General features: G+C 55.4%; 17 protein-coding genes. 12 read left to right on the forward strand and 5 right to left on the reverse strand.

Going from position 1 to position 18,368, the window contains the following annotated elements; genetic code table 11:
- Positions 1-202 precede the first annotated feature (202 nt).
- A complete protein-coding gene (locus HOY33_RS16425) occupies positions 203-1,762 on the forward strand; it encodes an MFS transporter (RefSeq protein WP_172291219.1) in 1,560 nt (519 codons plus the stop codon).
- Between the two features lie 43 nt (positions 1,763-1,805).
- Positions 1,806-2,945 (forward strand): glycoside hydrolase family 105 protein, encoded by a 1,140-nt coding sequence (locus HOY33_RS16430; RefSeq protein ID WP_172291220.1) that lies wholly within the window; start codon positions 1,806-1,808, stop codon positions 2,943-2,945.
- 63 nt (positions 2,946-3,008) lie between these two features.
- On the opposite strand, the gene HOY33_RS16435 is transcribed toward HOY33_RS16430, so the two are convergent.
- Positions 3,009-3,989 (reverse strand): MBL fold metallo-hydrolase, encoded by a 981-nt coding sequence (locus HOY33_RS16435; protein WP_172291221.1) that lies wholly within the window; start codon positions 3,987-3,989, stop codon positions 3,009-3,011.
- A 200-nt stretch (positions 3,990-4,189) separates the two neighbouring features.
- Between HOY33_RS16435 and queE the strand changes: the two genes are divergently transcribed.
- On the forward strand, positions 4,190-4,861 hold the full coding sequence (gene queE / locus HOY33_RS16440) for a 7-carboxy-7-deazaguanine synthase QueE (RefSeq protein WP_172291222.1): 672 nt from the start codon (positions 4,190-4,192) through the stop codon (positions 4,859-4,861).
- 64 nt (positions 4,862-4,925) lie between these two features.
- Here the strand turns inward: queE and queD are convergent, their stop codons facing one another.
- Positions 4,926-5,288, reverse strand: a complete 363-nt coding sequence (gene queD, locus HOY33_RS16445) for a 6-carboxytetrahydropterin synthase QueD (protein WP_172291223.1) — start codon at positions 5,286-5,288, stop codon at positions 4,926-4,928.
- A 416-nt stretch (positions 5,289-5,704) separates the two neighbouring features.
- Here queD and cysJ point away from each other — a divergent pair, with 416 nt between their 5' ends.
- From cysJ to cysC, 7 genes are all read left to right on the forward strand, one after another.
- Positions 5,705-7,537, forward strand: a complete 1,833-nt coding sequence (cysJ, locus tag HOY33_RS16450) for an NADPH-dependent assimilatory sulfite reductase flavoprotein subunit (RefSeq protein WP_172291224.1) — start codon at positions 5,705-5,707, stop codon at positions 7,535-7,537.
- Positions 7,537-9,288: an assimilatory sulfite reductase (NADPH) hemoprotein subunit gene (gene cysI / locus HOY33_RS16455; protein ID WP_172291225.1), complete on the forward strand. Its 1,752-nt coding sequence runs from the start codon at positions 7,537-7,539 to the stop codon at positions 9,286-9,288. Before cysJ ends, cysI begins: the two co-directional genes overlap by 1 nt.
- A 12-nt stretch (positions 9,289-9,300) precedes the next feature.
- Positions 9,301-10,035, forward strand: coding sequence for a phosphoadenylyl-sulfate reductase (locus HOY33_RS16460; RefSeq protein ID WP_172291226.1), 735 nt, complete (start codon positions 9,301-9,303; stop codon positions 10,033-10,035).
- 139 nt (positions 10,036-10,174) lie between these two features.
- Complete coding sequence (gene cysG / locus HOY33_RS16465) at positions 10,175-11,617, forward strand: siroheme synthase CysG (protein WP_172291227.1); 1,443 nt, start codon at positions 10,175-10,177, stop codon at positions 11,615-11,617.
- A gap of 9 nt (positions 11,618-11,626) precedes the next feature.
- Positions 11,627-12,535, forward strand: a complete 909-nt coding sequence (cysD, locus tag HOY33_RS16470; RefSeq protein ID WP_172291228.1) for a sulfate adenylyltransferase subunit CysD — start codon at positions 11,627-11,629, stop codon at positions 12,533-12,535.
- Positions 12,536-12,546: 11 nt separating this feature from the next.
- A complete protein-coding gene (gene cysN, locus HOY33_RS16475) occupies positions 12,547-13,989 on the forward strand; it encodes a sulfate adenylyltransferase subunit CysN (protein ID WP_172291229.1) in 1,443 nt (480 codons plus the stop codon).
- 1 nt (position 13,990) lies between these two features.
- Positions 13,991-14,614 carry an adenylyl-sulfate kinase gene (gene cysC / locus HOY33_RS16480; RefSeq protein ID WP_172291230.1) on the forward strand — a complete coding sequence of 208 codons (624 nt, stop codon included), beginning with the start codon at positions 13,991-13,993 and terminating at the stop codon, positions 14,612-14,614.
- 63 nt (positions 14,615-14,677) lie between these two features.
- Here the strand turns inward: cysC and HOY33_RS16485 are convergent, their stop codons facing one another.
- From HOY33_RS16485 to HOY33_RS16495, 3 genes are all read right to left on the reverse strand, one after another.
- The gene (locus tag HOY33_RS16485; RefSeq protein ID WP_172291231.1) at positions 14,678-15,400 is read right to left on the reverse strand and encodes an amino acid ABC transporter ATP-binding protein; all 723 of its coding nucleotides are present in this window, start codon (positions 15,398-15,400) and stop codon (positions 14,678-14,680) included.
- Positions 15,387-16,151 carry an amino acid ABC transporter permease gene (locus HOY33_RS16490; protein ID WP_172291232.1) on the reverse strand — a complete coding sequence of 255 codons (765 nt, stop codon included), beginning with the start codon at positions 16,149-16,151 and terminating at the stop codon, positions 15,387-15,389. The genes HOY33_RS16485 and HOY33_RS16490 overlap by 14 nt, the downstream gene beginning before the upstream one ends.
- Positions 16,152-16,361: 210 nt before the next feature.
- Entirely contained in the window at positions 16,362-17,132 is a 771-nt protein-coding gene (locus HOY33_RS16495; protein ID WP_172291233.1) for a basic amino acid ABC transporter substrate-binding protein, read from the reverse strand.
- Between the two features lie 186 nt (positions 17,133-17,318).
- On the opposite strand from HOY33_RS16495, the gene ftsB reads away from it, so the two are divergent.
- Complete coding sequence (gene ftsB / locus HOY33_RS16500; protein ID WP_172291234.1) at positions 17,319-17,645, forward strand: cell division protein FtsB; 327 nt, start codon at positions 17,319-17,321, stop codon at positions 17,643-17,645.
- 3 nt (positions 17,646-17,648) lie between these two features.
- Entirely contained in the window at positions 17,649-18,365 is a 717-nt protein-coding gene (gene ispD, locus HOY33_RS16505) for a 2-C-methyl-D-erythritol 4-phosphate cytidylyltransferase (RefSeq protein WP_172291235.1), read from the forward strand.
- The last annotated feature ends 3 nt before the right edge of the window (positions 18,366-18,368 follow it).

Here is an 18,368-nt window from a genome sequence, read left to right on the forward strand (position 1 = left end):
TTCTTATAATGTAAAATGGCTTTTTATAAAATGTTTGAAGCCGATCGGGTCATTCTTCCTTGTGGTGCCAATGCATGTCGCCCAGTGGCAAAAGCGCAAAGGTTTTCACGCTTGCCGGGCGTTAAGTTAACGCCGTGGCGGCAGTAGATGTTTTGACCAGCCATGACACCTCCATAAATAAAATGATTGGGGAAGGATGGGAATGAAAACACGTAAAATCGGGTTAGCTAATTATTTAGCCTATGGCTCGGGTGATTTCCTTGGAGCAGGCACTACTGCGCTGACGGCTGCCTGGCTACTTTATTTTTACACCACATTTTGTGGACTGACGCCAATTGAGGCGACCTTTATTTTTGCGATGGCGCGCGTGCTGGATGCGGTTGTCAGTCCGTTAATGGGGTTTCTGACCGATAACTTTGGTTCAACCTGGCTGGGCAAACGCTTCGGCCGCCGGAAATTTTTTATTCTGCTCGGTATCCCTTGCGTGTTCAGCTACAGCTTTATGTGGGTAGGGGATATGGGGTACTGGTATTACCTGCTGACCTATCTGCTGTTTGATGTGATTTATACCATGGTGCTGGTGCCGTATGAAACGCTGGTGCCGGAAATGACCGACGATTTCAAACAGAAAACCAAATTCTCCGGCGCGCGTATCGCGCTGGCCCAGCTTTCCGCCATTCTGGCCGCCTTCCTGCCCGGTATTCTGCTGGGGTACTTCGGTAAGGACAATGCGGTTTCGTTCTTCTATTCCAGTCTGGTGTTCTCCGTTATCTGCGCCGTGGTGCTGACGCTGGTGTACCTATTTACCTGGGAACGGCCGCGCGATCAGATGTCGGAAGCGTCGCTGCGGGCGGAAAAAGAGCGTCAGTCCCTCTCGCTGGTCGACAGCCTGAAGCGTTTGAACGTCGAACTGTTATCGACCCTGCGTATCCGCATTTTTCGTCAGCATCTGGGTATGTATCTTGGCGGCTATATCGCGCAGGACGTCTTCAACGCGGTGTTTACCTACTATGTGGTCTTTGTTCTGATGCAGAGCCCGACCATGGCTTCCAACCTAATGGGCACCATGGCGATCCTGCAATTTATTGCCGTCATCGGCATGATCCCGCTGTGTATTCGTTTCGGCCCCGCGCCGTCTTACCGTCTGGTGGTGTGCCTGTTCGGGCTGAGCGCCATCTCTTATAGCATCCTGTGGTACAGCGAACTGCATGACGCTTTTTCGCTGCTGCTGCTGATTTCTGCGGTGGCCGGATTAGGACGCGGCGGGATCAACTACGTGCCGTGGAACACCTACACCTATATTGCCGATGTGGATGAAGTGATTACCGCACAGCGCCGCGAAGGTATTTTCGCCGGGATTATGACCCTTACCCGCAAGGCTTCCCAAGCCGGCGCGGTAATGCTGGTGGGGATTGTATTGCAGCTCTCCGGCTTTGTCTCCGGACAGGGCGTACAGGCGCCGGGGGTTAGCCACACTATCCTGATGATCCTGAGTTTCGGCACCGTGGGGGTCCTGGTGCTGGGCTTTTTGGTTTCCCTGCGCTTCAAACTCAATCTTGAGACGCATAGCGTACTGCGGGAAGAGACGCAGAAAATGCGCGAGGCGGGGCGTCCTGTTCCCGAGCAGATCACGCCGCAGGCGCGGGCGATCGTCGAAATGCTGGCGGGTCGGCCTTATGAGTCGCTATGGGGCAACAACAATATCGGCTACCTGAATCGCCATAAGGTCGACAAGCCCGCGGCGCAGGTTACGCAACCCTAACTGTTTTGATGTGTTGAATGTTCACTAAATTGGATGAATGACGATGACCGTATTCAGTGTAAAACATAGCCCGCTTCTACGTCAGCCAGAGCACTTCATTTCCCGTGAAGCGTTGAAAGCGCTGATTTGCCGAATCACCGACAATCTGGTGCATATTGAAGATAAAACCGGGGAGTTTCTGTTACGGCTGGACGACGGCCGGGTGATTGACACCAAAGGTTGGGCCGGTTGGGAATGGACGCACGGCATCGGTTTGTACGGTATTTATCAGTTTTACCAGCAAACGGGCGACGAACAGATGCGGGCCATCATCGACGACTGGTTCACCGCTCGTCTGGCGGAAGGGACGCCGACCAAGAACGTCAACACGGTTTGCCCTTTCCTGACGCTGGCCTATCGCTATGAAGAAACGCGTGACGCCAGTTGGGTGCCGTATCTGGAGCGCTGGGCCGAGTGGGTGATGTATGAGATGCCGCGCACGCAAAAGCAGGGGCTACAGCATATTGTTTATAACAATGAAAATACCGAACAACTGTGGGACGACACGTTGATGATGAGCGTGTTGCCGCTGGCAAAAATCGGCAAGCTGTTGAACCGCCCTGAATTCGTGGAAGAGGCCACCTATCAGTTCCTGCTGCACGTTCAGTATCTGATGGATCGCCAGAGCGGTCTGTGGTTCCACGGCTGGACGTTTGAGGGCCGGCATAACTTTGCCAAAGCTCGCTGGGCGCGGGGCAACAGTTGGCTGACCGTGGCGATCCCCGAGTTTATCGAACTGCTGGAACTGCCGGAAGGGAATGCGACGCGTCGTTTCCTGTTGCAGGTGCTGGAAAGCCAGATTGACGCGCTGGCGAAATATCAGGATGACAGCGGCCTGTGGCATACGCTGCTCGACGATCCGCAATCGTATCTGGAAAGCTCGGCGACGGCCGGCTTTGCCTATGGCATCTTAAAGGCGGTACGCAAGCGCTATGTGGATAAACGCTATGCGCCGGTGGCGGAGAAAGCGATCCGCGGCGTGATTGGCAATGTGAACGCCGAGGGGGAACTGGTTCAGGTGTCGTTCGGCACCGCGATGGGGCAGGATCTGGATTACTACCGCCAGATCCCGCTCACTTCTATGCCCTACGGACAGGCGATGGCGATCCTCTGCCTGTCGGAATACCTGCGCGTTTATCTGTAAACACGGTAAATCAATAACCCTATCCGGCGGCGGGCCTCCGATCGGAAGCCCGCCGTAGGGTAATTAATTCAGTCCCGACAGGCTATAGTTCGCGGCCACCCAGCGGTAAGCGTTCGCGTTGCCCTCATGAGCGGGGGCGGTTTTGACGTGGCCGATCCCCGGGAAGGGCAGATGCGCGCCAGCGATCCAGTATCCCTGAGCGGCGGCCTCAGCCAGTATTTTATCGCGGGATTGGGTCGCTTTATCCATATCGGTATCAAAGCTTATCGTCGTGGCGGGTAAGGTCATCTGTACGGCTTCCGCGTGAATAATGTCTCCCCATGCCAACAGTTTGTGGCCTTCGCTTTCAATCAGAAAAGCCGTGTGTCCTGGCGTATGTCCCGGCGTGGGGATGGCGGTGACGCCGGGCAATAATACCGCTTGCTGCGCGGAAAATGTTTTCAGCTTGCGATCGTTGCTGATGAGATTAAACGCATTTTGTACGCGCTGGAACGTGGCTTTTCTGCTCTCTTCCGCCTGCTTCAGGTTGTCCGGATTGAGCCAGAAATCCGCCTCTGGCTGGCTGACGTAAACCGTGGCGTTCGGGTAGGTCAGTTTGTCATCCTGTACCAGACCACCGAAATGGTCGCCGTGCAGATGGGTCATCAGCACCGTATCCACCTGCTCGGGTTTATAACCCGCCGCAATCAGGTTCGGCAGCACTTTCCCGACGCTTGGGTTGCTTTGTTTGCCATTGCCTGTATCCACCAGAATCAGGTTTTTTCCGGTATTGATCAAATACGCGTTAATCGACGTTTCCACCGGCGAGGTCAGCGACTTTTCCGCCAGCAGTTGGTTTATTTTTTCCGGCGAGGTGCGGGCCAGCAATTTATCCATCGGCATGGTATTGGTGCCGTCGGACAGGGCGGTAATCTCAAACTCGCCCAGCATCATCCGATAATAGCCTGGTTGGGTTTTAACCTGAGGCGGCAGTTGTGCCGTGGCGATAACGGGGACGAAAACGAACGCCAACAACACTAAAGAGAGAGATCTCAATCGATTCATATTTTTCGTTCCTGGTTAATGAGTTAGCATTGAAATGGTTGATGAAGTATACATCTTGCCTGTTGATTATTAACCGGGGTGCAACATTACTCAAATTAAACCTTGGCATTATCGGTTAAACGGTAGCCGCTGCGGCGGGTTTGGCGTGTCGCCGGCTATCTGCGATAATGCGTTTTTAAGTAACAGGTATAGTGAAAACCATGCAGTACCCGATTAATGAAATGTTCCAGACGTTGCAGGGCGAAGGCTATTTTACCGGCGTGCCGGCGGTATTTGTGCGCCTGCAAGGGTGTCCGGTCGGCTGTAGCTGGTGCGATACCAAACATACCTGGGACAAACTGGCCGAGCGGGAGATCCCGCTGGATCAGGTACTGGTGAAAACGCGGGAAAGCGATGGCTGGGGCGCCGCCAGCGCCGGGGATGTGGTAGCGATGATTGAACGCGAAGGCTATACCGCGCGGCATATTGTGATCACCGGGGGCGAACCCTGTATCCACGATCTGGCTCCGCTGACGCTGTTGCTGGAAAAACAGGGATTTAGCTGTCAGATAGAAACCAGCGGCACCCATGAGGTGCGCTGTTCGCCAAAAACCTGGGTGACGGTCTCCCCCAAGGTGAATATGCGCGGCGGCATGGCGGTTATCGATCAGGCTTTGCAGCGGGCGGATGAGATTAAACACCCGGTTGCCCGGGAACGTGACATCGACGCGCTGGATGAATTGCTGGCCCGGCTCACGGATGATAAACCGCGTATTGTGGCGCTACAGCCGATCAGCCAGAAAGAAGACGCGACCAAATTGTGCATTGCCGTCTGTATTGCCCGTAACTGGCGGCTTTCCATGCAAACGCATAAATATTTGAATATTGCCTGACGGCGAACGGCGCGAAGAGGAAACCGTTCGCGCCGTCTGAAGAGAAGATGTCGTTGGACGGCGCTTACTCGCCTTTATAGATACAGCCCGCGGTGCAGGTCTCTTTTACCATTACCGCGCTCAGTTCGGGCAATGACGGTTTCACCTGTTGCCAGATCCAGTGGGCCAGCACTTCGCTGGTCGGATTCTCCAGACCGGGAATATCATTCAGATAGTGGTGATCCAGCCTTTCCCAGGTCGGTTTAAACGCCGCTTTTAATTCGGCAAAATCCATCACCCAACCGGTATGGGGATCAACATCGCCGGTAATTTCCAGCCGAACCATAAAGGAATGCCCATGCAGGCGTCCGCATTTATGCCCTGCCGGAACGTGGGGCAGACGGTGAGCGGCTTCAAACTGAAAATCTTTAAATAGTGTGGTTGCCATGTCGGGCTCTCATTTCTTTGCAATAAATAGCTTTCAACAAACCGCTATTCAAAAATAGTTTTCAAAAAAACGGTTTTCAAAAATAGTATTCAAAAAACCGTCGCATACTACCGGAAAGTGCATCGGTAAGCTATGTATCGCCGGCAGAGACGCTCCGCGAAGCGGGTTCGTCGTCACTGCGAATATCTGTCCGTATTATTCTATTTATAATTCAATAGGTTATTTAATTATCTCTGGCTATAACACTTTAATCAATAAGGATTATCAGAAAAACCACTTAGTCATTTTGGTTATTTAATATTTCCATCGTTTCTTTAATTGTTAAGATGCAGGTGGTTACCCTTATGTTCCATTCATCTTTTTACTGCATGAATTTGTATTAGCCCGGTCACAAGCACAAGGAAATAGAGATCACCATGACAACTCCGGTTTCTCCGACTTCGTTGCTCCCGTTGAGTGCGGAGCAATTAACGCGTTTACAGGCGGCAACCGGTGATTTTTCACCCACGCAGCTTGCCTGGTTGTCCGGTTATTTTTGGGGGCTGTTGCAACAGCCCGGTGGGCAATCGGGCATCGTGGCAGGCGCCGCCGGCGTCGCGTCATCGTCGGCGGTTCCGGCGTCAGTACCCGGCATCACCCTGATTTCCGCCTCTCAAACCGGCAATGCCCGTCGGGTTGCCGAGCAACTGCGGGACGACCTGTTGAACGCCAAACTGACGGTCAGTCTGGTGAATGCCGGCGATTATAAATTCAAACAAATCGGTCAGGAAAAACTGCTGTTGATTGTGACCTCGACGCAGGGTGAAGGCGAACCGCCGGAAGAAGCCGTGGCATTGCATAAATTCCTGCTCTCCAAAAAAGCGCCATCGTTGAAAGAGACCGCGTTCGCCGTATTGGGTCTGGGCGATACTTCATACGAATTTTTCAGCAAGGCGGGCAAGGATTTTGATAACCGCCTTGCCGAGCTGGGAGCGGAACGGCTGCTGGATCGCGTTGATGCCGATGTGGATTATCAGGCGGCCGCGGAGCAGTGGCGGCGTCAGATCGTGGATATTTTGCAGGCGCGTCTGCCGGCACAGAGTGAGGCGGCGGTACAGGCCAGCACCCGTGGCGCGCTGGATGAGATTACCAGCAGTCCTTACAGCAAGGAATCGCCGTTATCGGCGCTGTTTTCCGTCAATCAGAAAATCACCGGCCGTAATTCGGAAAAAGATGTGCGTCATATTGAAATCGATCTCGGCGATTCCGGTCTGCGCTACCAGCCGGGCGATGCGCTTGGCGTGTGGTTTGACAACGATCCCGCCCTGGTTGCGGAATTGCTTGAACTGCTGTGGCTGAAAGGCGATGAGCCGGTGACGGTAGATGGAAAAACCCTGCCGCTGTCGCAGGCGCTGAAAAGCCACTTTGAACTGACCCAGAACACGGCGCCGATTGTTGAAAAATATGCCGCTCTGTCGCGGGATGAAACCCTGCTGGCGCTGGTGAGCGATAAGCCGGCGTTGCAGCAGTTCGCCCAGCGTACACCGCTGGTGGATATGGTGCGGCAGGCGCCCGTCGAACTGACGGCTGAGCAGTTGACGGATCTGCTGCGCCCGCTGACGCCCCGTTTATATTCCATTGCCTCTTCTCAGGCGGAAGTGGAAAGCGAAGTGCATATCACCGTCGGCGTGGTGCGCTATGACATTGACGGACGGGCCCGCAGCGGCGGCGCCTCCGGCTACCTGGCCGACCGCCTGAATGAAGATGATGAAATCCGCGTATTTATCGAACATAACGATAATTTCCGGCTGCCCGCCGACCCGGAAACGCCGGTCATCATGATCGGGCCGGGCACCGGTATCGCGCCATTTCGCGCTTTTATGCAACAGCGGGAGGCGGAGGGCGCCGGCGGCAAGAACTGGTTGTTCTTCGGCAATCCGCACTTTACCGAAGATTTTCTCTATCAGGTTGAATGGCAGCGCTATGTTAAGGATGGCTTGTTGACCCATATCGATCTGGCCTGGTCGCGCGATCAGGCGCACAAAATTTACGTACAGGACAAACTGCGTGAAAAAGGCGCGGAAGTCTGGCGCTGGCTTCAGGATGGCGCGCATCTTTATGTTTGCGGCGATGCCAACCGCATGGCGAAAGATGTCGAGCAGGCGTTGCTGGACGTGGTGGCCGAGCACGGTGGCATGGATACCGTGCAGGCCGACGAATTTTTAAGTGATTTGCGCCTTGAGCGCCGTTATCAGCGAGATGTGTATTAATGAGCGAAAAGCTATTTTTAGATAAAAAACAGGCTGTAGGTGAAAAGCATCCCGGCCCGTTGGTGGTGGAAGGGAAACTCGCTGATGCCGAACGTCTTAAGCAGGAAAGCAACTTTCTGCGCGGCACCATCGCCGAGGATTTGCAGGACGGCCTGACTGGCGGTTTCAATGGCGATAACTTTTTGCTGATCCGTTTTCACGGCATGTATCAGCAGGACGATCGCGATATCCGCGCCGAACGCGCCGAACAGAAACTGGAGCCGCGCCATGCCATGATGCTGCGCTGCCGCTTGCCGGGCGGCGTCATCACGCCCGCGCAATGGCTGGGTATCGATAGGTTTGCCGCCGAAAGCACGCTGTACGGCAGCATCCGCCTGACCAACCGTCAGACGTTCCAGTTTCACGGCATTCTTAAACCTAATGTAAAACCCGCGCACCAGTTGCTGAATAGTCTGGGCCTGGATTCGCTGGCGACGGCCAACGACGTTAACCGTAACGTGATGTGTACGTCGAATCCGATCGAATCCGAGTTGCATCAGCAGGCGTATGACTGGGCGAAAAAGATTTCCGAACATCTGCTGCCGCGTACGCGCGCCTATGCCGAAATCTGGCTGGATCAGGAGAAAGTCGCCACCACGGATGAAGAACCGATTCTGGGCGCCACCTATCTGCCGCGTAAGTTTAAAACCACCGTGGTGATCCCGCCGCAGAACGATGTGGATCTGCATGCCAACGATCTCAACTTTGTCGCCATCGCCGACAACGGCCGGCTGGTGGGATTCAATGTGCTGGTGGGCGGCGGGCTGTCGATCGCCCACGGCGATAAAGCGACCTATGCGCGCACCGCCAGCGAACTGGGCTATATTCCGGTGGAACAGACGCTGGCGATTGCCGAAGCGGTGGTGACGACACAGCGTGACTGGGGCAATCGCACCAACCGCAAGAACGCGAAAACCAAGTACACGCTGGAGCGGGTGGGCGTCGAGACGTTCAAGCAGGAAGTGGAAAGACGCGCCGGCGTGAAGTTTGAAGCCGTGCGTCCCTATGAATTCACCGGGCGTGGCGATCGCATCGGCTGGGTAAAAGGCATCGACAATAAATGGCATCTGACGCTGTTTATCGAAAACGGCCGTATTCTGGACTATCCCGGTCGGCCGTTGAAAACCGGTCTGGCGGAAATTGCTAAAATACATAAGGGCGATTTCCGGCTGACGGCGAACCAGAATCTGATTATCGCCGGCGTGCCTGCGCGCAGTAAGGCGAAGATCGAGGCGCTGGCGCGGGAGCATGGGCTGATTGACGACGGGGTGACGGAACAGCGCAAAAATTCTATGGCCTGCGTGTCCTACCCGACCTGTCCGCTGGCGATGGCGGAAGCGGAACGTTTCCTGCCGGAGTTCGTGACCAGGGTTGAAGATATCATGCAGCGGCACGGCGTGGGCGACGAGCACATTATTCTGCGCGTCACCGGGTGCCCCAACGGCTGCGGCCGGGCGCTGCTGGCGGAAATCGGGCTGGTGGGGAAAGCCATCGGGCGTTACAACCTGCATCTGGGCGGCAACCGCGCGGGTACGCGGATCCCGCGTATGTACCGCGAGAATATCACCGAGGCGGAAATCCTCAGTGAAATCGACCAGCTTATCGGGCGCTGGGCAAAAGAGCGCAACGAGAATGAAGGCTTTGGCGATTTCACCATTCGCGCCAACATCATTAAACCGGTGCTGGATCCCGCCCGTGATTTCTATGACTGACAGGAGACCCTGATGTCTGAGCTTAATCTTGAGGCGCTCAACGCCTTACCGAAAGCGGAGCAGGCGGCCGAACTGGCGGCGATTAACCAGCGGCTGGAAGCGCTGTCGGCGCAGGAGCGAGTCGTCTGGGCGCTGGAAAATCTGCCGGGGGAATATGTACTGTCTTCCAGTTTCGGCATTCAGGCCGCCGTCTCTTTGCATCTGGTGACGCAGCAGCGGCCGGATATTCCGGTGATCCTGACGGATACCGGCTATCTCTTCCCGGAAACCTATCAGTTTATTGACGCCTTGACCGATCGGCTGAAGCTGAACCTTAAGGTTTACCGCGCCTTATTGTCGTCAGCCTGGCAGGAAGCGCGCTACGGCAAACTGTGGGAACAGGGCGTTGAAGGCATCGAACAGTACAACCAGATGAACAAGGTCGAGCCGATGAACCGGGCCTTAAGCGAACTCAAGGCGCAAACCTGGTTTGCCGGTCTGCGGCGCGAGCAGTCCGGCAGCCGCGGTCATCTGCCGGTGCTCGCGGTACAGCGCGGCGTATTCAAGCTTCTGCCGATTATCGACTGGGATAACCGGCAGGTATACCAGTACCTGAAACAAAACGATCTGAGCTACCACCCGCTGTGGGATCAGGGCTATTTGTCGGTGGGCGACACGCATACCACCCGTAAGTGGGAACCCGGCATGAGCGAAGAAGAAACCCGCTTTTTCGGTCTGAAGCGCGAATGCGGCCTGCACGAAGGGTGAACGGTGAAACCGGGCGGTTGCCCGGTTTTTTCTGGTGTTATTCCATTACGGAACTTGTCATTCCAATTTGGCATTTCATAAGTGTTCCTTGCTCACCGTATAGTCGCTTTATCACTTTTTGATATTTGTTAAGGCATTTGTGAACTATCTACCTTTATTCGCCGACCTTCGACATCGTCCGGTGCTGGTGGTTGGCGGTGGCGATGTCGCCACCCGCAAAATCGATCTGCTGCAACGTGCGGGTGCCGAGGTAAAGGTGGTCGCACAGTCGCTGTCGGAGCATTTGGCCGAGCGGCATCGGGCCGGCCAGATCCACTGGTTGGCGCAGCGTTTTACGCCTGAGTTGCTGTCGGGCGTGTTTCTGGTTATCGCGGCGACGGATGACGCCGAGCTGAATGCCGCCGTCTCCGAGGCCGCTAATCAGCGGCATTTGCTGGTGAACGTGGTTGACGACCAGCCGAAGTGCTCGTTTATTTTCCCCTCAATCGTCGACCGTTCCCCGCTGATGGTGGCGATCTCTTCCAGCGGCCAGGCGCCGGTGCTGGCGCGGTTGCTGCGTGAAAAACTGGAAGCTCTGCTGCCGGCCAGCCTGGGGACGATGGCTCAACTGGCCGGCGGCTGGCGCGAGTGTATCAAGCAACATGTGCATACGATGAGCGGTCGCCGCCGGTTCTGGGAGCGCCTTTTTTCCGGGCGTTTCGCCAGTCTGGTGGCCGCCGGGCAAGTATCGCAGGCGGAAACGGAACTGCAACGGCAGCTTGAACAACAACAGCATGAGCAACAGCAGCCGCTGGCGGAGCGGGGCGAGGTGACGCTGGTCGGCGCCGGGCCCGGCGATGCCGGCTTGCTGACGCTGCGCGGTTTACAGGTTATTCAGCAGGCGGATGTGGTGTTGTATGACCATCTGGTCAGCGACGAGGTGCTGGAACTGGTGCGCCGGGATGCCGAACGCATTTGCGTCGGCAAACGCGCGGGCGCGCATTCCGTGCCGCAGGAAGAGACCAACCGCATGCTGATCGCCCTGGCGCGGCAAGGTAAACGGGTGGTGCGCCTGAAAGGGGGCGATCCGTTTATTTTTGGCCGCGGCGGCGAGGAATTGCAGCAGGTGGCACAGGCCGGTATCGCCTTTCAGGTGGTGCCGGGGATTACCGCCGCCGCCGGCGCCACGGCTTACGCCGGCATACCGTTGACGCACCGGGATTACGCCCAGAGCGCGGTGTTCATCACCGGTCATTGCCGGCCCGACGGTCAGGCGCTGGAGTGGGCGACGCTGGCGCGCGGCCGTCAGACGCTGGCGATTTATATGGGAACGGTAAAAGCGGCCGATATCGCTCAACAATTGATCGCCCACGGTCGCGCGGCCGAAACGCCGGTGGCGGTGATCGGCCGGGGAACCCGGCACGATCAGCAGGTACTGATCGGCACGCTGCAACAGTTGGAACAATTGGCCCATCAGGCGCCGACACCGGCCTTGCTGGTGATTGGCGAAGTGGTGAATTTACACCACCAAATCGCCTGGTTTGGTCGGCAAACGCTGACGGCGCGGCAAGACGGCCGGCCGGCGGTAGTGAATTTGGCTTAAGGAATGGTTATGGACGAGAAACGACTCACGCATTTACGGCAGTTAGAAGCCGAGAGTATTCATATCATCCGCGAGGTTGCGGCGGAGTTCGGCAATCCGGTGATGATGTATTCCATCGGTAAAGATTCCTCGGTCATGCTGCATCTGGCGCGTAAGGCATTTTTCCCCGGATCGCTGCCGTTCCCGTTGCTGCATGTGGATACCGGCTGGAAATTTCGTGAAATGTACCAGTTTCGCGATCGGACGGCGCAAGCCTATGGCTGTGAGCTGCTGGTTCACCGCAACCCACAGGGGGAAGCGCTGGGCATTAATCCGTTCATCCACGGCAGCGCCAAGCATACCGATATCATGAAAACCGAAGGGTTGAAGCAGGCGCTGGATAAATACGGCTTTGACGCCGCATTCGGCGGCGCCCGCCGCGATGAGGAAAAATCCCGCGCCAAAGAGCGTATTTATTCGTTCCGCGACCGCTTCCACCGCTGGGATCCCAAAAACCAGCGCCCGGAGCTATGGCATAACTACAACGGCCAGATCAACAAGGGAGAAAGCATCCGCGTATTCCCGTTGTCGAACTGGACTGAGCTGGATATTTGGCAGTACATCTATCTGGAAAATATCGATATCGTGCCGCTGTATCTGGCGGCGATGCGTCCGGTGCTTGAACGGGACGGCATGTTGCTGATGGTGGATGACGATCGTATCGATCTGCAACCGGGCGAAGTGATTGAACAACGCATGGTGCGTTTCCGTACTCTGGGCTGCTGGCCGCTGACCGGCGCCGTCGAATCAAACGCCAAAACGCTGCCGGAAATCATCGAGGAGATGTTGATTTCCACCACCAGCGAACGTCAGGGACGGATGATCGACCGCGATCAGGCCGGTTCAATGGAACTGAAAAAGCGTCAAGGGTATTTCTGAGGAGTCGTCGAATGAGCCAGGTTGTAAACGAGAGTGTGATTGCCAAACAGATTGCCGAGCAGGGGGGCGTTGAAGCCTATCTGCATGCTCAGCAGGACAAAACGCTGCTGCGTTTTTTGACCTGCGGCAGCGTCGACGACGGGAAAAGTACGCTGATTGGCCGTTTGCTGCACGATACCCGCCAGATTTATGAAGATCAGCTCACCACGTTGCACAGCGACAGCAAACGGCTGGGCACGCAGGGCGAGAAACTGGATCTGGCTTTGCTGGTGGACGGCTTACAGGCGGAGCGCGAGCAGGGCATCACTATCGATGTGGCTTACCGCTATTTTTCCACCGAGAAACGCAAATTTATTATCGCCGATACGCCGGGGCATGAGCAGTACACCCGTAATATGGCGACCGGGGCGTCGACCTGTGAACTGGCGATCCTGCTGATCGATGCGCGTAAAGGCGTACTGGATCAGACGCGCCGCCATAGTTTCATTGCGACGCTGCTGGGCATCCGCCATCTGGTGGTGGCCGTCAATAAGATGGATTTGGTGGATTATCAGCAAACGGTATTTGAGCAGTTCAAGCAGGACTATCTGGATTTCGCCCGGCAGTTGCCCGCCGATCTGAATATCACCTTTGTGCCTATCTCCGCGCTGGATGGAGACAACGTCGCCACGCCGAGCAGCGCCATGAGCTGGTACAGCGGCCCAACGCTGCTGGATGTACTGGAAACCGTCAATGTGGCGCAGCGCAGCCTCAAACTGCCGATGCGTTTTCCGGTGCAGTATGTGAACCGCCCCAATCTCGATTTCCGCGGCTATGCCGGTACGCTGGCGTCCGGCATCGTCCGTGTGGGGCAGCGAGTGAAAGTGTTGCCGTCGGGCGTCGAGTCCACCGTCAGCCGGATTGTCACCTTTGATGGCGACCTGCAACAGGCGCAGGCCGGCGAAGCCATCACGCTGGTGCTGGCCGATGAGATCGATATCAGCCGCGGCGATCTGCTGGTTGAAAACACCGAAACCCTGAAAGCCGTGCGCAATGCGCTGGTTGACGTGGTGTGGATGGCGGAACAGCCGCTGGTGCCGGGGCAGAGTTATGACATCAAGATCGGCGGCAAGAAAACCCGCGCCCGCGTGGAGAATATCCAGTATCAGGTTGACATCAATTCCCTGACGCAACGGGTGACGGAAAATCTGCCGCTGAACGGAATCGGACTGGTTGAACTGACCTTTGATGAACCGCTGGCGCTGGACAATTATCAGCACCACCACGTTACCGGCGGCATGATCTTTATCGATCGCCTGAGCAACGTCACCGTGGGCGCCGGACTGGTACGCGAAGTCATTGAACAGACCTATCAGGAGCCAGGCGCTTACGGCGCGTTTGAACTGGAACTGAATGCGCTGATTCGCCGCCATTTCCCGCATTGGGGCGCCCGCGACCTGCTGGGAGGGAAGTAACGTGACTCAACGCCATCCATCCTCAGCCGCCGATGAAAATGTGGTCTGGCATCCGCACGCTGTGTCACGCAAAGAGCGCGAGCGTTTGCATGGGCATCAGGGCGTGGTGGTCTGGTTTACCGGACTGTCCGGTTCGGGGAAATCGACGCTGGCCGGCGCGCTGGAGCAGGCGTTGCATCAGTATGGCGTCAGCACCTATCTGCTGGATGGCGATAACGTACGCCACGGTCTGTGCCGCGATTTAGGTTTTACCGATGCCGATCGGCGGGAGAATATCCGCCGCGTCGGCGAAGTGGCTAAATTGATGGTCGATGCCGGTCTGGTGGTGCTGACGGCGTTTATCTCGCCTCATCGCGCGGAACGTCAAATGGTGCGGGATCTGCTGGCCGAAGGGCAGTTTATCGAGGTGTTTGTCGATACGCCTTTAGCCACCTGCGAAGCCCGCGATCCGAAAGGGTTATACAAAAAAGCCCGGGCGGGAGAACTGCGCAACTTCACCGGCATTGATTCGGCGTATGAAGCGCCGGATGCGCCGGATATTCATCTGGACGGCGAACAAGGGGTGGAGAATCTGACCAGCCGACTGTTGGCGCTGCTGAACCAGCGGGCAATTATCACTCTCTGACCTCTCCGTCAATGCCGCCAGCCCGTGGGAAACAGGGCTGGCATCCGTTTCAATCCTCGCGGGTTAAAGCACTTTACTCAAGAATGCCTGCGTTCTCGGATTGCTGGGGTGAGTAAAAATATCCTCGGGTTTACCCTGTTCCTGAATAATTCCCTGATCGATAAAAATCACCCGATCGGCGACGTCCCTGGCGAAAGCCATCTCATGCGTCACGATGACCATAGTCATGCCTTCCTGCGCCAGCGTTTTCATGACCGCCAGCACTTCACCCACCAATTCCGGATCCAGCGCCGACGTCGGTTCATCAAACAGCATGATGGCCGGCTCCATCGCCAATGCCCGCGCAATCGCGACCCGCTGCTGTTGCCCCCCGGACAGACTGTTTGGCCAGGCGTCGATTTTATCCAGCAAACCGACTTTTTGCAGCAATGCCTCAGCGCGTTCGACGGCCTGTGCCTTGGATAATTTCTTTACGCCCATGGGCGCCATAATCAGGTTTTCCAGCACGGTCATGTGAGGAAACAGATTGAACCGCTGGAATACCATGCCGACGCTTTCCCGCATGCGGTTTAAATCGGTTTTTTGATCGTGAATGGCGAAACCGTTGACCGTGATCTCCCCGCCTGACAGCGTTTCCAGGGCGTTGATGCAGCGCAGGAACGTGCTTTTTCCCGAACCGGACGGGCCAATCATGCAAATCACCTCCTGAGGTGCGATCTCACAGGAAATACCGCGCAGGACATGGGTATCGCCAAACTGTTTTTGCAGATTATTAACGTGAATCACTTTTACCGAACCTCATTTCCAGGTGCCGCACCAGCAGTGAAAGCAGGAAAGTAATCACCCAGTAGACGACGGAAATCGTCAGATAGGGTTCCCAATAAGTGGCGTAGGCGCCGGACACCGTTCGGGCGGCATAGGCCAGATCGGCAAGGCCTATCGCCGAGGCCAGCGAGGAGTCTTTCACAATCGCGATGGCGTTATTGCCCAGTGGCGGCAGCATGCGACGGAATGCCTGCGGCAGTATCACTTTACGCATGGTACGGCCGTAGCTCATCCCCAGCGAGCGGGAAGCTTCCATTTGACCGCGATCGATTGACTGAATCCCCGCGCGGAAAATCTCCGACACGTAGGCGCCGGCATTCAGGGTTATCGCCACGATACAGGAGAGAAAAGCGCCATAGTCTGAACGTAATGTACGGGCGAAATCGACGGACATTATGTTGCTGGTGACCAGCAGGCCATCGCGCGGGTTAATGAATAAGGGCACCAGCGCGAAATGCACCACCATGATTTGTACGAATAGCGGCGTGCCGCGGAATGCGCTGATATAGATACGCACCGGCCATTGTACGCCATAGTGCAAAATGTACTTCCACGGGCCATGTGGCGCTTGCGCCAGACGACCCAGGCCAAGCGTTAATCCCCAGCAGGTGCCGAGAATAACGCAAATAAAGGTGCATTTGATGGTCATCCAGGCACCTTGCGTAAACAACGGCGCGTATTCCTGAATGATCTCCCAACGAAATCCCGTCAAGATAGATTTCCTTTACTGAATTGACTTGCGTGATACGGCATACCAGCCGGTTAAGCACTGAAATACTCGATAAAGCCGCCATAAGCCACCCTCAGCATACTGCTGAAATCAGCCCTAAGCGACCGGTACGCTGTTATTGAAACCGGAAGGATCATTTCCCCTGCCGATTAATGCTAAGCAGCAATGATGCGCGGTGCGCCTGAGTACCGATTACTCGGCAGGCAGAACCGGCACCTGACTGTCAAACCAGGTTTGATAGATGCTGGCGTAGGTTCCGTCCGCAATAATTTTTTTCAGACCGGCATTAATCTTATCGCGGAGTTGATCATTGCCTTTGGCAACGGCAATACCGAAATATTGGCGTTCGAATTTTGCATCGGAAACCAGATTAAATTGTTTTTCAGGATGGGTTTTAATGTAAAACTTCACCACACCAACATCGCCAACGGCGGCGCCGATGCCATCTTCATACAACTCCTGCAACATCAACGGGGTATTATCAAAACGTTTAATCGCCGTGCTGTTTTTCCCCAGTACGTCAGAAACCACCACGTCGCCGGTGCTTGAGTTAACCACGCCGACTTTGTGATTTTTTAATGCCGCAATAGAGTCGACCGTAGAACCTTTAGGCACCACGATAGCCTGCTCCGCCGGGAAGTAAGGTGAAGAGAAATCAACCATTTGCTTACGCTTATCGGTGATGGTAATCCCGGAGATAATAATGTCGCGATCGCCGGAGTTCAGGGTGGCGAAGATCCCCTCCCACGGCGTATTAATCAGTTTGATATTAAAATTTTCCGCTTTGGCAACGGCTTTAATGATATCGATGTCGAAACCTTCCAACTCTTTTTGCGCGTTTTCAAATTCAAACGGACGATAAGTCCCTCCGGAGCCTACAACATAGGTGGGTTCTGCGGCAATCGCTATACTGGACAGGGCTGCGGCGAACATGGCGCCAATCAGTAACAGTCGTTTATTCATGGTGTCTCCCGGTGTAAAGTTAAATTTTTTCTTTTTTTATGCACTTTGGCTGCATAAAAATACACAGATTGCGGCAAGGGTTCAATGTTGAGGTGCATGACAGCGCGAATCTTACCGTCTGGAGCCAGACAGTATGGAGTCGGAACGAAAGTTGTGGGATGATTAGGCGGCTTTTCAGGGGGCGGGATGGGAAAACTTACGCTGTTATTATTGATAATACTTGGCTGGCTTCAGTATTCACTGTGGCTGGGTAAGAATGGTATTCATGATTATGTGCGGGTTAAAGATGATGTTGTTGTCCAGCAGGGGAACAATGCCAAGCTGAAAGCCCGCAATGAACAACTGTTTGCGGAAATTGATGACCTGAATGGCGGGCAGGAAGCGATTGAAGAGCGTGCGCGCAATGAACTGGGCATGATTAAGCCCGGTGAAAGCTTTTATCGTCTGGTTCCGGAATCCGGGAATCGTACTGCAACTTCCCCGCCATCGTTACCTAACAATACATCACACTAACCCATGCTAAAACAGATTGTTTCCCCGCCAGAGGTCGTTGCCGTCTTACCTGCCGCCGGCAACGGCAGCAGAATGCAAAGCGACCGGCCTAAACAATATTTGACCATCGGTCATAAAACCATTCTTGAACATGCCGTCGCCGCATTATTGTCTCATCCCCGAATTAGCCGCGCGATCGTCGTCGTCAGCCCCGACGATCGTTGCTTTCACGCCTTGCCTATTGCCGGCGATCCTCGCGTCAGCGTGGTGAACGGCGGCAGTCAGCGCGCGGATTCGGTGCTGGCGGGGCTACAGACGATCGCTGATGCAAAATGGGTGCTGGTGCATGACGCGGCGCGGCCTTGTCTGCATCCAGACGATCTTGAACGGTTGTTGAGTATTACCGCGCAGAGTGATGTCGGCGGAATTCTGGCGACCCCGGTTCGTGATACCATGAAACGCGGCGCGGGAACGGTGATAGCGCATACGGTGGACCGCGGCGAACTGTGGCATGCCCTGACGCCGCAACTGTTTCCATTGGCATTGCTGAAAACCTGTTTGCAGCAGGCTTTGCATGAAGGCGCTATCATAACTGATGAAGCTTCCGCGCTGGAGTATTGTGGTTATCATCCACAAATTGTCAGTGGGCGCGCTGATAACATTAAAATAACCCGTCCGGAAGATTTGGCGCTGGCTGAATTCTATTTAACCAATTTGCACCACAATTATTCTACTGGATAAAAC

The sequence above is a fragment of the Brenneria sp. hezel4-2-4 genome, assembly GCF_013155275.1.
In the GTDB taxonomy this organism is placed as follows: Bacteria; Pseudomonadota; Gammaproteobacteria; order Enterobacterales; family Enterobacteriaceae; genus Brenneria.